Below are 12,934 nucleotides of genomic sequence, written 5' to 3'. Positions count from 1 at the left end.
CCGGGGCCGGGTCCAAAGCCGGAGCCGGGGCCGGGTCCAAAGCCGGAGCCGGGGCCGGGTCCAAAGCCGGAGCCGGGGCCGGGTCCAAAGCCGGGTCCACGGCTGACTCCGCGGCTGACTCCTCGGCCGAGTGCGACACCATGGTCTACGAGCGAGTCGTCCTGTGAACGGCGGACGCCCGGGCGCGACGCCCTCGGTGCTCCACCTCGCGCAGCCCGTGGAGGGCGGCGTCGCGGTCTACGTCGCCGCCGTGGCCGCCGACCAGACGCGGCGCGGCTGGGACGTGGCCGTGGCCTGTCCCGGGCGCGGCCGCCTCCCCGCCGAACTGGCCGCGCTGGGCGTCCGGTGGCTGGAGTGGGAGGCGGAGCGGTCTCCCGGCCGCGGTCTCCCGGACGAGGCGCGGCGGCTGCGCCGGCTGGTCGGCCGGTTCCGCCCGGACGCCGTCCACCTGCACTCCTCGAAGGCCGGGCTGGTGGGCCGCGCGGTGATCCGCGGTGCGGTCCCCACCCTCTTCCAGCCGCACGGCTGGTCCTGGCTGGCCGCCCGGGGGGTGACGGCGCGGGCGGCGCTGGCGTGGGAGCGGGCGGCCACCCGCTGGACCAGCCTGCTCGTGTGCGTGGGCGAGGGCGAGGCGGACCTCGCCCGGTCCGGGGGTCTGCGGGGGGACCTCGCGATCGTCCGCAACGGCGTGGACCCCGGCCGCTTCCGCCCGGCCGGTCCCGGGGACCGTACGGCGGCCCGCGCCCTGCTCGGCGTCCCCGGACGCGTCCCCCTGGCCGTGTGCCCCGGGCGGGTCACCCGGCAGAAGGGGCAGGACCTGCTGGTCGCCGCGTGGGAGCGGGTCCGCAGGGAGGTCCCCGGCGCCCTCCTGGCGATCGTCGGCGACGGAGACCTCCGGTCCGCCCTGCGCTCGTGCGCAGGACCCGGGGTCGTGTTCGCCGACGCCGTCGCCGACGTCCGGCCCTGGTACGCGGCGGCCGACGTGGTCGTCCTCCCCTCCCGCTGGGAGGGGCTGCCGCTGACCGCGTTGGAGGCGCTCGCCAGCGGCCGCGCCCTGGTCGCCTCCGCCGTCCCCGGGCTGGCCGAGGTGGTGACCGGGGAGGTCGGCGCTCTCGTGCCGGCCGGGGATCCCGCCGCCCTGGCCGAGGCGGTCGCCCTACGGCTCCGCCACCCCGCGCTGGCCCTCCGGGAGGGGGCGGCGGGAGTCGCCCGGGCGGCGGGCTTCGACGTGCGGCCCGCGCTGGACCGGCTGGCGGCGCTGACCGTCGGCGTGGCGCGGGACGCTCACGGGGCATCGGCGCGGAGCGCTCACGGAGAACCGACGTGGGGCGCTCACGGGGCATCGGCGCGGGTCCCTCACGGGGAAGGCTCCGGAGGCGTGCCGGGCGTTCCCGGCGTGGAGACCGCCTCGGAGGTGGGAGCCGTGCCCGATGGGGAGAGCGGCTCGGACGTGGAGGCCGTGGCGGGTACGGGGGGCGCCTGCGGGGCGGGAGTCGGCCGCGGCGGCGCCGGGCGGCTGAGGAGCTGACGGAAGACCCGGGACGACTCCGGATTCTCCGGGCACTGCCAGACGCCGTGCGGGCAGTAGTCGGAGATCGAGTGGTACGCGACGTCGTGAGCGGAGATCCACTCCAGCATGCTCCGCACGTACTCGGGCCGGTCTCCCCTGCGGAACAGTCCCCATTCCGGGAACGAGAGCGGCTTGCCGTGCGCGCCGGCGAAGTCCGCGTGGTGCCGCAGGCCGTACGGCTGGGCGACGTAGTCCGTGAAGTCGTCCCCGGGCGGCTGGTCGTAGCTGTCCAGGCCGATGATGTCGACCACGTCGTCGCCGGGGTAGCACTCCGGCCACGGGACGGCGTCCGGGCCGCGGCTGGCCGTGAAGTCGAACCGGAAGCCCTGCCCCTCCACCGCGCGCATCGTCGTGACGATCCGCCGCCAGTAGGCCTTCCACTTCTCCGGGTCGGGCGCGCAGCGGCTGGAGTAGGTCGTCCCGTTCATCTCCCAGCCCAGAACGATGATCGTGTCCGCGGCCCCGCCCTCCACCAGCCGGTTCGCCAGCGTCCGGAAGACGAGGTCGAAGGCGCCGTCCGCACCCGCGGCCAGGAGGGTCGCCACGGAGGCGTCGGGCAGGTCCCCCTCGTTCGGCGCGAGCATGGGGACGTTGAGCGCCAGCACGCGCTCCGGCCTGGCCGCGCGCCAGCGCGTCCAGGGATCCAGGATGAAGCCGGGTCCCTCGAGGGCGCGCCAGTTCTCGCCGGGGAGGTAGGTCCGGCCGACGGTCACCGCCCGGCCGTCGAGCCAGGCCTCGAACAGCGGCAGCCGCTCGACGCCGCGCTCGTCCGAGGCCAGGAACACCCCGAACGGGGCGGCCCCCGCGAACCTCCCGGGCGTCTCCCGGCCGCTCTCGGCCGCGGTGGAGGGCAGCCCCCATATCACCGCCGAAATGGCGAAGGTGGTGAGAATTCCATAGGCATACACTTTCCTCCGTTTCATTCTCCTCATTCCCGAACCACCCTTTTCCGACCTCGGGGACGCGCCCGCGAGCACGCCGCCCGCCCAACCTATATGCCCGCACCGGGACCGGAGGGCACGCCGAACGCCATTCCACACGACAGCGGCAAATGTCGCCGTTGACAAGAATCCAGAGATAGGCCCCATATGACATGAACGGCCCGGGCGACTCACCGGCCCGGCAGCGGCCCCGGCAAATGAACGGCTCATATAATGGGCGGCCGATATCGACTCCAGACCATCCGACGAATACGGCGAGTATGTTCAACAGCGTAAAAAACCCGACGAAGAACGGCACGCCGTACGACACGCGCCCGGCGCCCCGGCTGGACACGGGCACGCCGGCACTGCTGCTCCGGCTGGACGACAACGTCCTGCACCACGGCACACTGGCGGCCATCCGCTCGCTGGGCCGGGCCGGGGTGGAGGTGCACGCGGTCCTGGAGGGGCCGCACGCGCCCGCCTCCCGCTCCCGCCACCTGGCCCGCATGCACGTGCTGCCGGGCGGACCGGGCGCGCTGACGGCCGCGCTGACGGCGATCGCCGCGCGCATCGGGCGCCGCGCGCTCCTCATCCCGATGGACGACGCGGGCGCGATCTTCGCGGCGGAGCACGCCGCCGCGCTCCGCCCGTCCTTCCTGCTGCCCGAGCAGCCCCCGGCGCTCCCCCGCCAGCTGGCCGACAAGGCCGCCCTGGCCAGGCTGTGCACGGCGTTCGGCGTCGCCCAGCCCGAGACCCACGTGGTGCGGGCCGGCGACGACGCGGCCCGCGCGGTCGCCCGGCTGGGCCTGCCGCTGATGGCCAAGTGGGCCAAGCCCTGGCTGCTGCCGCCCGGATCGGGACTGCGCAGCACGATGCCGGTCCGCACGCGCGGGGAGGCCGCCCGGACGCTGGAGCAGGCGTCCGGGCACGGCAGCGAGCTGCTGTTCCAGCGCTTCGTGCCCGCCGCCCCCGGCTCCGACTGGTTCTTCCAGGGATACTTCGGCGCCGACTCGGCATGCCTGATCGGCGGCGCGGGCAGGAAGGAGCGGGCCTATCCGCCCGGGGCCGGCCTGACGACGCTCGGCCGGTGGCTGCCGAACCCCCGCGTCGAGGCGGTGGCACGCGGGATCGCCTCGGCCCTGGGCTACCGGGGCGTCCTCGACCTCGACTTCCGGCACGACGCCGCCACGGACACCTATTACCTGCTGGATTTCAACCCCCGCCTCGGAGCGCAGTTCCGGCTGTTCACCGACGGGAACCGGCTCGACCTCGTCCGCGCCCTCCACCTCGACCTCACCGGACGGCCCGTCCCCGCCGGCAGGCCCTCGCACGGGCGCACGTACCTGGTGGAGAACTACGACGCTTTTCCCGCCTTTCACGACCGGCGCGCGAAAGAACTCACCTGCGCCGCTTGGATGCGTTCCGTGCGCGACGCCGACGAGTTCGCCTGGTTCTCCCCCGACGACCTCAAACCTTTTGCGGCGATGACGAGACAGATATTGAAACGAGGCTTTACCCGCCTCGCACGCCGCCGCCCGAACTCCTCCGCGCAGCCGCGTTAGGCTTCGGCGATGTTTCGGAACCCGGAATCCACCGGTGAACCGACATCCTTTTTTCGCGGCATATCCAAACGACCGAGGAGATAAGAAAATGCGTGCGCCGATCATCGACGTCGCCGTCGTCGGAGCGGGTCCCTACGGCCTGTCCGTGGCGGCCCACGCCGTCGCGGCCGGGCTGGACACGCGCGTCTACGGGCGTCCCATGCAGGCGTGGGACCGGCACATGCCGCAGGGGATGTTGCTGAAGTCGGAGCCGGAGGCGTCGAACCTGGCCGACCCGCGCGGTGACTACGGGCTGGAGACGTACTGCGGGCGCAGGCGCCTGCCGTACGCCTACGGCACGCCCATCCCGGTGGAGACGTTCGTCGACTACGGCAGGTGGTTCCACACCCAGGCGATCGGGGACGTCGTCGACGACTCCTCGGTGGCCAAGGTCCGCTCCGACGGCGACCTGTTCGCCGTCGAGCTGGTGACGGGACAGACCGTCAGGGCCCGGACCGTCGTCCTCGCCCTGGGGTTCCTGCCGTTCGCCCACCGGCCCGCCGCGCTCTCCGGACTGCCGGCGGCCGTGGCGACGCACAGCTCCGACCACCACGACCTGTCGCGGTTCGCCGGGCTCGACGTCACCGTCGTCGGCGCGGGACAGTCCGCCCTGGAGACCGCGACGCTCCTGCTGGAGGCGGGCGCGCGGCCCCGGGTGGTGGCACGGGGCGACGCCCTGCTCTGGAACGGCGTGCCCGCGACGGACCGGCTGGCGATCGAGCGGGCCCTGGCCCCGCGGTCCGGCCTGGGCACCGGCTGGCGCGCGTGGGTCTGGTCCGAGCTACCGGGCACGGTGCGCCACCTGCCGCCGGCGCTCCGGCGCCACATCGTCCGCACGACCCTGGGGCCGGCCGGATCGTGGTGGCTGAAGGAGCGCTTCGACGGGCGCGTCCCGGTGCTCGTGGGACAGACGCTGGAGGGCGCGACGCACCGCGACGGCGTGAACCTGAGGCTGCGGGGCGCGAACGGCGATCTCACCACGGTCCACACCGACCACGTGATCGCGGCCACCGGCTACGCGGTGGACGTCGCCCGGATCGGCATCCTCGACGGGAGGCTCACCCGCGCGATCCGCCGTACCGGCACCTCCCCGAAGCTGTCGAAGCACTTCGAGACCTCCGTCGGCGGCCTGTTCGCCGTCGGCCTGGCCGCGGCGGGCACGTTCGGCCCGGTCATGCGATTCGTCCACGGCGCGAAGTTCGCCGCCCGCCGGACCACCCTCGGCCTGGCCTCCCGGCTGAAGACCCGCCCGCCGTTCGAGGACGTCTCCCCGCTCGACGAGTCCAGGGTCCGGGAGAACGTCGGCTGATCCGGAGGGCGACGCGACGCCTCCGGACCGGACCCCGGAGGGGCGCGGCCGGGCCGGACGGCGACGTGATGCGACTGTGACCAACCAGTCCGGTCGGGCATGCATCTCATGGGCAGGAGAACGCCACTCGGGGAGAGCGCATGGAGCCCGTTCCGGCCGGACGGACACTGGACAGACGGACGCTTCTGCGGATCGGCGGCATGGCCGCGCTGTCCGCGGGAGCCGGGCTGCCGCCCGCACGGGCCGGATCGTCCGCCCCGGCCGGTCCGTCCGCGCGGACCGGTCCCCGGCCCTCTGATTGGAACGCTCTACGGCGGGGCCTGGAGGGCAGGCTCATCCGGCCGGGCGACGCCGCCTACGACGCCGCGCGCCGCCTGTTCGACCCCGCCCACGACGCGGTACGGCCCGCGGGCGTGGCCTACTGCGCGAACCCCTCGGACGTCGCCGAGTGCGTGACCTTCGCGCGCCGGCTGGGGGTGCCGCTGGCCGTACGGTCCGGCGGGCACTCCTACGCGGGCTGGTCCACCGGCACCGGCCTGGTCGTCGACGTCTCCCCGATGCGGAAGGTGAGCCACGCCTCGGGGCGGGCGACCGTGGGGGCGGGGGCCAAGCTCGTCGACGTCTACGACCGGCTCGCGGCGCACGGGGTGAGCATCCCCGCGGGAAGCTGCCCCACCGTCGGGGTGAGCGGGCTGGCGCTGGGCGGCGGCATCGGCGTGGTGGCCAGGAAGTACGGCCTCACCTGCGACGTGATGGAGTCGGTCCAGATCGTCACCGCCGACGGCCGCCTGCTGACCTGCGACGCCGACCACCACCCCGACCTGTTCTGGGCCTCACGCGGCGGGGGCGGCGGGAACCTCGGGGTGGCGGTCTCCTTCGGCTTCCGCACCCACCGCACCCGCGAGGTCACGGTGTTCTTCCTGCACTGGCCGTGGCGGCGGGCCGCCCGGGCGGTGCGCGCCTGGCAGGCGTGGACGCCCTCGGTCCCGGACGAGATGTGGTCCACCCTGCACCTCAGCCGCAGCGGCGGGACGGACGTGCAGCTCGCCGGGGTCTACCTGGGCGGCAAGGCGGAGTGCGAGCGGCTGCTCGACCGGCTGGCCGACCGGATCGGACCGGTCTCCTCCAGTTCGGTCCGGAAGAGGTCCTACCGGCAGGCCATGATGATCATGGCGGGGTGCTCCTCCCTCTCGGTCTCCCAGTGCCACCAGGACGGCTCCCTGCCCGGTCAGACCCGCGACGGCCGGCTGTCCAGAGCCGGTTTCACGGCCAAGTCCCACCTGGCCTACCGGCCGATCTCCGAGGCCGGCGCGGAGAGACTGGCCGCCGAGGTGGCCAGGCCCGGCGACCACACCGTTCTCATGGACGCCCTCGGCGGCGCGGTCGGCCGGGTCCGCCCGGACGCCACCGCCTTCCCGCACCGGGCCGCCCTCTACAGCGTGCAGTACTACGCCCACCGCTCCGGGGCCGCGGCGTGGGCCCGGCGCGCGCACGCCGCGATGCGCCCCCACTTCGGCGACCATGCCTACGTCAACTACATCGACCCGGAGCTGAGGGGCTGGCGCGACGCCTACTACGGCGCCAACGCCGCACGCCTGGCCCGCGTCAAGGCCGCCTACGACCCCGGCCGCCTCTTCCGCCTCCCCCAGGGCGTCTAGCGCACAGCCCAGCCCGCACCCGGCCGGGCCCCGGCCCCACCCCCTGTCCCGGGACACCGTCCCGTGCTTTCCGGGACGGGAGGGCGGGTACCGTGTGGCGACCGGACCCGGAGGGACAGTGATCACAGCGGTGCGCATCGCGTGGGCGGCGTGCGCCCTGACGCTGACCCTCATCGCGCTCTCGCTGGTCTTCTCCGCCCTCAACGGCCAGCACCCGTTCGAGCAGAGCCACCTGCTGCTCGTGGCCGCGTGCGCGCTGGCGGGCGGGCTGATCGGGGCGCACCGCCCCGGGCATCCGGTGGGCCGGCTGCTGGCCCTCAGCGCGTTCTGCTTCGCGCTCTACGAGACCTGCGGCCGGTACGCCCTCTACGGCGCGCTGACGTGGGCGGCGGAGGCCCCCGGAGGCGTCCCCGGGGCGGACGTTCCCCTGCGGAGCGCCCCGTTGCCCCTCGCCGAGGCCATGGCCTGGCCCCAGACCTGGCTGTGGATCCCGGCCAACCTCTCCCTCACCCTGGTCCCGCTGTTCTTCCCCGGCGGCACGCTGCCCTCGTCCCGCTGGCGGCCGTTCGTCTGGGCGGCCGTCGCCGTGACCGGGCCTGCCATGCTGGTCAGCGCCCTGCGTCCCGGGGAGAACGAGCAGGTGGGCACCGGTCCGGGGGTGCCGAACCCGCTCGGGGTGACGGCCATGGCCGGACCCGCCGACATCGCGGAGGCGGTGGCGCTGGCCGTCCATGTGACGGTCTTCGTCGTGGGAGGGCTCAACCTGCTGGCGCGGGCGCGGCGCAGCACCGGCAGGGAGCGCGAGCAGATCAAGTGGCTGGCCTACGCGGTCGGGCTCGCGCTGCTGATCGCCAACGGGCGGCTGGTGGCGGGGATGACCGACGGCGACCCCGAGCGCGTCTACCCGTCGATCCACTCGGGCTGGGAACTGCTCGGCACGCTGGGCGGGATCCTCATCCCCGCCGGCATCTGCGTCGCGATCCTGCGCCACCGGTTGTTCGACATCGATCTGGTGATCAACCGGACGCTGGTCTACACGCTGTTGTCGGTCTGCGTGACCGGCGGTTACATTCTCGTCGTCGGTTATCTCGGCGCGCTCCTCCCCTCGGCGGACCTGCCCGCCTCCGTGCTGGCGGCCGGGCTGGTGGCCCTGGCCTTCGCCCCGCTCCGGCAGCGCCTGCAGGGCTGGGTCAACCTGCTGATGTACGGCGAGCGGGACGACCCCCACGCGGCGCTGACCCGGCTGGGCCGCCGCCTGGAGGCCAGCGAGGAGCCGGGCGCGGCGCTGTCCGGGGTCGCGCGGTCGGTGGCCGAGGCGCTGCGCCTGCCGTACGCGGCGGTGGAGACCACCACGGGCCTGCGGCACGCCTCCGGCCCCGAGGCGGGAGACGACGGGCTGCTCCGGCTGCCGCTGGTGTACGACGGCGAGCGGGTCGGCGACCTCATCCTGGCCCCCCGGACGGGCGAGAGCAGGTTCGGCCCGCGTGACCTGGCCGTGCTGACCGACCTGGCCCGGCAGGTGGCCGTGGCGGTGCACGCCGCGCGGCTCTCCGCCGACCTGCGCCGTTCCCGGGAGCGCCTGGTGATGGCCCGCGAGGAGGAGCGCCGCCGCATCCGCCACGACCTGCACGACGGGCTGGGCCCCACGCTGGCCGCGCTCGTCATGCGCGCCGAGACGGCTCACGACCTGGTCGAGGACGAGAAGGTACGGCTGCTGCTGGCCGACATCGTCGGCGACGCCGAGGCCGCGATGGCCGACGTGCGAGTGCTGGTGGACGGGCTGCGGCCTCCGGCGCTCGACTCCCTGGGACTGCTCGGCGCCCTGCGCGCCCACGCGATCCGGCAGTCGCCCAGCCTGCGCGTCGCCGTCCACGCCCCGGAGACCCTGCCCCCGCTGCCCGCCGCCACCGAGGCCGCCGCCTACCGCGTCGCGGCCGAGGCACTGGCCAACGTCCGCAGGCACGCGGGGACGGACGAGGCGGAGCTGCGGATCGAGGTGACCGGGACGGCGCTCGTGCTGGAGGTCCTCGACGGCGGCGACGGGATCGGCCGGATCGGCGGGAACGGCGGGAACGGCGGGACACGGCCCGGTGACCGGGACGCGGGCGGGTCGGAGGATGGGGCCGGTCGGGGCGGGATCCCCGCGGCGGGCGCGAGGGAGGGCGTCGGGCTGACGTCGATGCGGGAACGCGCCACCGAGCTGGGAGGATCGTGCACGTTCGAGGAACGCGCGGAGGGCGGGACCCTGGTCAGGGTCGTGCTCCCGACACGGATGGAGGGGAGCGCGGGTGAACGTCTCGCCCCCGGCAAGGGTCGAGGGAGCTGCGGCGACCGTCTCGCCTCCGACGCGGGCGGAGAGAGCTTCGGCGACCGTCTGGCCTGCGACGAGGGCGGAGGGACTTCGGTGATCGGCTCCGCTTCCGATGAGAACGGCGGGGGGCTCCAGTGATCAGGGTTCTACTGGTCGACGACCACGCCGGATTCCGCGCCGGACTGCGGGCCCTGCTCTCGGCGGTCGAGGGCATCGAGGTCGCCGACGAGGCGGCCAGCGGCGAGCAGGCGCTGGCCCTCGTCGGCCGGGCGCAGCCGGACGTGGTCCTGATGGACCTGACGATGCCGGGCATGGGCGGGATCGCCGCGACCGAGCGGCTGGTCCGCGACCACCCGCACGTCCGGGTGATCGTGCTGAGCATGTCGGACGACGACGACTCGGTGTTCGCCGCCATGCGGGCCGGGGCGCGCGGGTACGTCCTCAAGGGCGCACGCAAGGCGGAGCTGGTGCGCTCGGTGCAGGCGGCCGCCGACGGCGAGGCCATCTTCGGACCGGTGATCGCCGCGCGGATGGCGGACTACTTCGCCGAGCGCGAGCGGGGCGGGCCCGCGGAGCCGTCGCTGCCCGAGCTGACCCGGCGGGAGCGGGAGATCCTCGCCATGGTCGCCGGTCACCTCACCAACCCTCAGATCGCGGCCCGGCTCGGACTGAGCCAGAAGACCGTGCGCAACCACGTGTCGGCGATCTTCACCAAGCTCCAGGTCGCGGACCGCGCCCAGGCGATCACGCGGGCGAGAGAGGCCGGGCTCTGAGCACGGTCACACAGGGAGGAGCGACCGGGCTCCGAGCCACCGGTCGCATGGGCGAACGGCCGGGCTCTGAGCACGGTCACGCGGGCGACGGGGAGCGGTCCGCGAGCCGCCCCTCCCATTCCTTCTCCGGCATCCGCAGCACGCGCAGCGCGATCCAGCCGTAGGCGGCCAGGTGCAGCAGCGCACCGGTGGACTGCACGGCGGGCGGCTGCTCCATGGTCACGAAGGGGATGACCGCGCCCACCGCCGCCGCGGCCGGCACCCACCACGGGGCCAGGCGGGTCGCGGCGAGCCCGATCAGGAGGGTGAAGAGGCCGATGTGGAGCAGGAACCCGGGCAGCAGCATGCCGAACACGAACCCCCAGAGCTCACCGGCGCGCATGATCACCTCATCCGCCTGGGCGTCGCTCAGGGACTGGGCCAGGGCCAGGTCGTAGAAGTCGGTGGTGAACAGGGTCAGCCCGTGCCCGGCGCCGATCAGCCCGAGCGCGGCGCCGATGAAGCCGGTCCGGGGCGCGCGGTACTTCAGCAGGTGGGCCATGCCCAGGATGGCCGGGATGAGGCTGAGCGTCGCCCAGATGTAGAGCAGGGCGCTCACCTGCACGGCGTTCGCGTTCTCCCGGAAGATCGCGGGGGTGTGCTCGGCCCCGGGCGGGGCGGTGAAGAAGGCGAGAAACTCGAAGGCGGGCCAGGCGAGCAGGGCGATCCCGGCCACCAGCCGACGGAGCGAATCCGGATTTTTCATCATGGACGGCAGTAAATCCCCCAACCGTCCCAGCCCACCTGGGCCACTGTCCCACCCGCCCGGGAGGAATGTCCCACGCCGTCTCCGACTGCCCTGCACCGCCGTACGGACACAGGAGAGCCGTCATCCGGATGAGGTCGCGCCGGTGCTCCGGCGCGGAATCGGCGGCGATGGCCGTCAGCCGGGCGTCTCCGGCTGTCGGACGGTCAGCCAGTAGCCGAAGGCCCGCCCCGCATCGTCCTCACGCGATGGGCCCGGCGGGGAAAAACCGGTGGACCCGTTCCCGGTTCCGTCTGCAGGATCGACGGGTATGCGGAACTTCCCCGTCTTCCGGCTGCGGGTGACCACGCCCCGCCTCGAACTGCGCCTTCCCTCACTCGACGACCTGGACGATCTCGCGGACCTGGCCGCCGAAGGGATACACGATCCGGAGGCCATGCCGTTCCTGTTCCCGTGGACCGACGCGGAGCCCGCCGCGCGGGCGCGCAGCGCGTTCCAGTTCCACTTCCGCCAGTGGGCGGCCTGGACGCCGGAGAAGTGGATCTGCCCCTTCGTCGTGGTCTTCGACGGGCAGGTCGCCGGGGTCCAGGAGGTCGCGGCGACCGACTTCACGATCACCCGTGAGGTCGCCACCGGTTCCTGGCTCGGGAAGCGGTTCCACGGCCGGGGCATCGGGACCGAGATGCGCTCCGCCGTACTCCACCTCGCCTTCGACGGCCTGGGCGCCGGCACGGCGACCTCGGGGGCGTTCACCGACAACCACGCCTCCCTGGCGGTCTCCCGCAAGCTGGGCTACCGCGACGACGGCGTCGACGTCCACGTCCGCCGGGGCGAGCGCGCCGAGACCCGGCGCTTCCGCCTGCTCCGGGGCGACTGGACCACGCCGCCGGGGTTCGCGATCCACGGCCTCGACCCGTGCCTGGCGCTGTTCGGCGCCGATCATGCGGAGAGGACGTGACCCGGCGCCGTTCGGTCCCGGCCGCACGCTCCCGCCGGGTCGCATACTTCCGCCGGGTCGCGCCCGCGCCCGGGCGCGCGCCCTCCGTCACAGCAGGACGGTGTCCTCGGTGATCTGCTGGCCGACGTCCCAGTGCTCGGCGATCCGGCCGCGGTCGATCCGCCAGATGTCCACCGAGACCGAGCCCGGCGCCCCGGGCCCCACGGTGATCAGGCTGTAGGTCCACACGTGGTCCGCCTCGGCCACCAGCTTGCGGACCTCCAGCCGGAAGCCGGGCAGCCGGTCGGCGACCTGCTCCCGGAAGCTCTTGACCGTGGCCTCCGGCCCCGTCCCGGCGCCCGGGTGGTGGTTGGCGAAGTCGTCGGTCAGCAGCGTCCGGGCGCGCTCGAAGTCCTTGTCGTTGTAGAAGACCTGGCAGAACTCCTCCACCAGCGCCTTGTTCGAGGCGAGATCGGCGCGGGCGACAGTGATGCGACGGCCGGTGGAGCGGCCCGTCTCCAGTTCGTCGGTCAGGGCGACGGCGTAGTCCTCGGCGCTGATGAAGCTCCCGCCGTCGGCGTCGGTGAGCAACCGGTCGCCGCCCAGGCGGTAGTCCCCCGTGCGCTCGCCCGGCATGATCTGGGCCGGCGGTGAGACGTAGGTCCAGTCCAGGTCACCGGCCTGCTCGCGGACGAAGTCCAGCAGCGCGGCCTGGGACAGGGCCTCGGCCTTGTAGAGATCGGGGAACCCGGGGGTGTCGACGAGCCGCACGCCCGGGGCCGCCTCCAGGCTGCCCGCTCCCCCGACGATCACCAGCCGCCGCACCCCGGCCGCGCGCATCCCCTCCAGCACACCGCGTCCGGCCGCCAGCAGCGGGCCGGACGGCTCCGAACCGTCCCGCGGCGGGGCGATCGCCAGCACCACGGCGTCGTGGCCGGCGGCGAGCGCGGCCACGGCCGGGGCGTCGGCCGCGTCCACGATCCGCGTCCCGCCGGCACCGCCGCGGGTCGCCCCGGTGACCTCGTGCCCCCGCTCCCGCGCCTCGGCCGCGATCCGGCTCCCGATCATGCCCCCGGCCCCGATCAGCAGAATCCTCATGAAACACCT

9 protein-coding genes and 1 pseudogene are annotated in these 12,934 nt (G+C 74.2%); 7 read left to right on the top strand and 3 right to left on the bottom strand.

Features of this window, described 5'->3' with window-relative positions; translation table 11 throughout:
* Window positions 1-163: 163 nt before the first annotated feature.
* Window positions 164-1,528, top strand: coding sequence for a glycosyltransferase (locus tag Plo01_RS40000; protein ID WP_203889264.1), 1,365 nt, complete (start codon window positions 164-166; stop codon window positions 1,526-1,528).
* Between the two features lie 242 nt (window positions 1,529-1,770).
* On the opposite strand, the pseudogene Plo01_RS41275 reads toward Plo01_RS40000, so the two are convergent.
* Window positions 1,771-1,998 (bottom strand): annotated as a pseudogene (locus tag Plo01_RS41275) (glycosyl hydrolase); the annotation flags it as partial.
* Between the two features lie 773 nt (window positions 1,999-2,771).
* Between Plo01_RS41275 and Plo01_RS04920 the strand changes: the two are divergent.
* The 5 genes from Plo01_RS04920 to Plo01_RS04900 all read left to right on the top strand — a co-directional run bounded on the left by Plo01_RS04920 (window position 2,772) and on the right by Plo01_RS04900 (window position 10,145).
* Entirely contained in the window at window positions 2,772-4,055 is a 1,284-nt protein-coding gene (locus Plo01_RS04920; RefSeq protein ID WP_239315888.1) for a carboxylate--amine ligase, read from the top strand.
* 88 nt (window positions 4,056-4,143) lie between these two features.
* Window positions 4,144-5,403, top strand: coding sequence for an FAD-dependent oxidoreductase (locus tag Plo01_RS04915; RefSeq protein WP_203889263.1), 1,260 nt, complete (start codon window positions 4,144-4,146; stop codon window positions 5,401-5,403).
* Between the two features lie 140 nt (window positions 5,404-5,543).
* The gene (locus Plo01_RS04910; RefSeq protein WP_203889262.1) at window positions 5,544-7,061 is read left to right on the top strand and encodes an FAD-binding oxidoreductase; all 1,518 of its coding nucleotides are present in this window, start codon (window positions 5,544-5,546) and stop codon (window positions 7,059-7,061) included.
* Window positions 7,062-7,179: 118 nt separating this feature from the next.
* Window positions 7,180-9,510 (top strand): GAF domain-containing sensor histidine kinase, encoded by a 2,331-nt coding sequence (locus Plo01_RS40850; protein ID WP_203889261.1) that lies wholly within the window; start codon window positions 7,180-7,182, stop codon window positions 9,508-9,510.
* Window positions 9,507-10,145, top strand: a complete 639-nt coding sequence (locus Plo01_RS04900; protein WP_203889260.1) for a response regulator — start codon at window positions 9,507-9,509, stop codon at window positions 10,143-10,145. The genes Plo01_RS40850 and Plo01_RS04900 overlap by 4 nt, the downstream gene beginning before the upstream one ends.
* A 76-nt stretch (window positions 10,146-10,221) precedes the next feature.
* Here the strand turns inward: Plo01_RS04900 and Plo01_RS04895 are convergent, their stop codons facing one another.
* Window positions 10,222-10,893, bottom strand: a complete 672-nt coding sequence (locus Plo01_RS04895; protein ID WP_203889259.1) for a hypothetical protein — start codon at window positions 10,891-10,893, stop codon at window positions 10,222-10,224.
* A 307-nt stretch (window positions 10,894-11,200) separates the two neighbouring features.
* On the opposite strand from Plo01_RS04895, the gene Plo01_RS04890 reads away from it, so the two are divergent.
* The gene (locus Plo01_RS04890; RefSeq protein WP_203889258.1) at window positions 11,201-11,848 is read left to right on the top strand and encodes a GNAT family N-acetyltransferase; all 648 of its coding nucleotides are present in this window, start codon (window positions 11,201-11,203) and stop codon (window positions 11,846-11,848) included.
* A gap of 87 nt (window positions 11,849-11,935) precedes the next feature.
* Here the strand turns inward: Plo01_RS04890 and Plo01_RS04885 are convergent, their stop codons facing one another.
* Window positions 11,936-12,925: an NAD(P)H-binding protein gene (locus Plo01_RS04885; RefSeq protein ID WP_203889257.1), complete on the bottom strand. Its 990-nt coding sequence runs from the start codon at window positions 12,923-12,925 to the stop codon at window positions 11,936-11,938.
* Between the last annotated feature and the right edge of the window lie 9 nt (window positions 12,926-12,934).

The organism is Planobispora longispora (assembly GCF_016863135.1).
Taxonomy (GTDB): Bacteria; Actinomycetota; Actinomycetes; order Streptosporangiales; family Streptosporangiaceae; genus Planobispora; species Planobispora longispora.
Note: the sequence above shows the minus strand (reverse complement) of the source record. Positions and strands in the feature narration are given on the sequence as shown.

What these genes read in the sequence shown, in the direction of transcription:
- Plo01_RS04920 (WP_239315888.1), top strand. Translation starts at nt 2,772, where the DNA reads ATGTTCAACAGCGTAAAAAACCCGACGAAGAACGGCACGCCGTACGAC.
- Plo01_RS04915 (WP_203889263.1), top strand. Translation starts at nt 4,144, where the DNA reads ATGCGTGCGCCGATCATCGACGTCGCCGTCGTCGGAGCGGGTCCCTAC.
- Plo01_RS04910 (WP_203889262.1), top strand. Translation starts at nt 5,544, where the DNA reads ATGGAGCCCGTTCCGGCCGGACGGACACTGGACAGACGGACGCTTCTG.
- Plo01_RS04895 (WP_203889259.1), bottom strand. Translation starts at nt 10,893, where the DNA reads ATGATGAAAAATCCGGATTCGCTCCGTCGGCTGGTGGCCGGGATCGCC.
- Plo01_RS04890 (WP_203889258.1), top strand. Translation starts at nt 11,201, where the DNA reads ATGCGGAACTTCCCCGTCTTCCGGCTGCGGGTGACCACGCCCCGCCTC.
- Plo01_RS04885 (WP_203889257.1), bottom strand. Translation starts at nt 12,925, where the DNA reads ATGAGGATTCTGCTGATCGGGGCCGGGGGCATGATCGGGAGCCGGATC.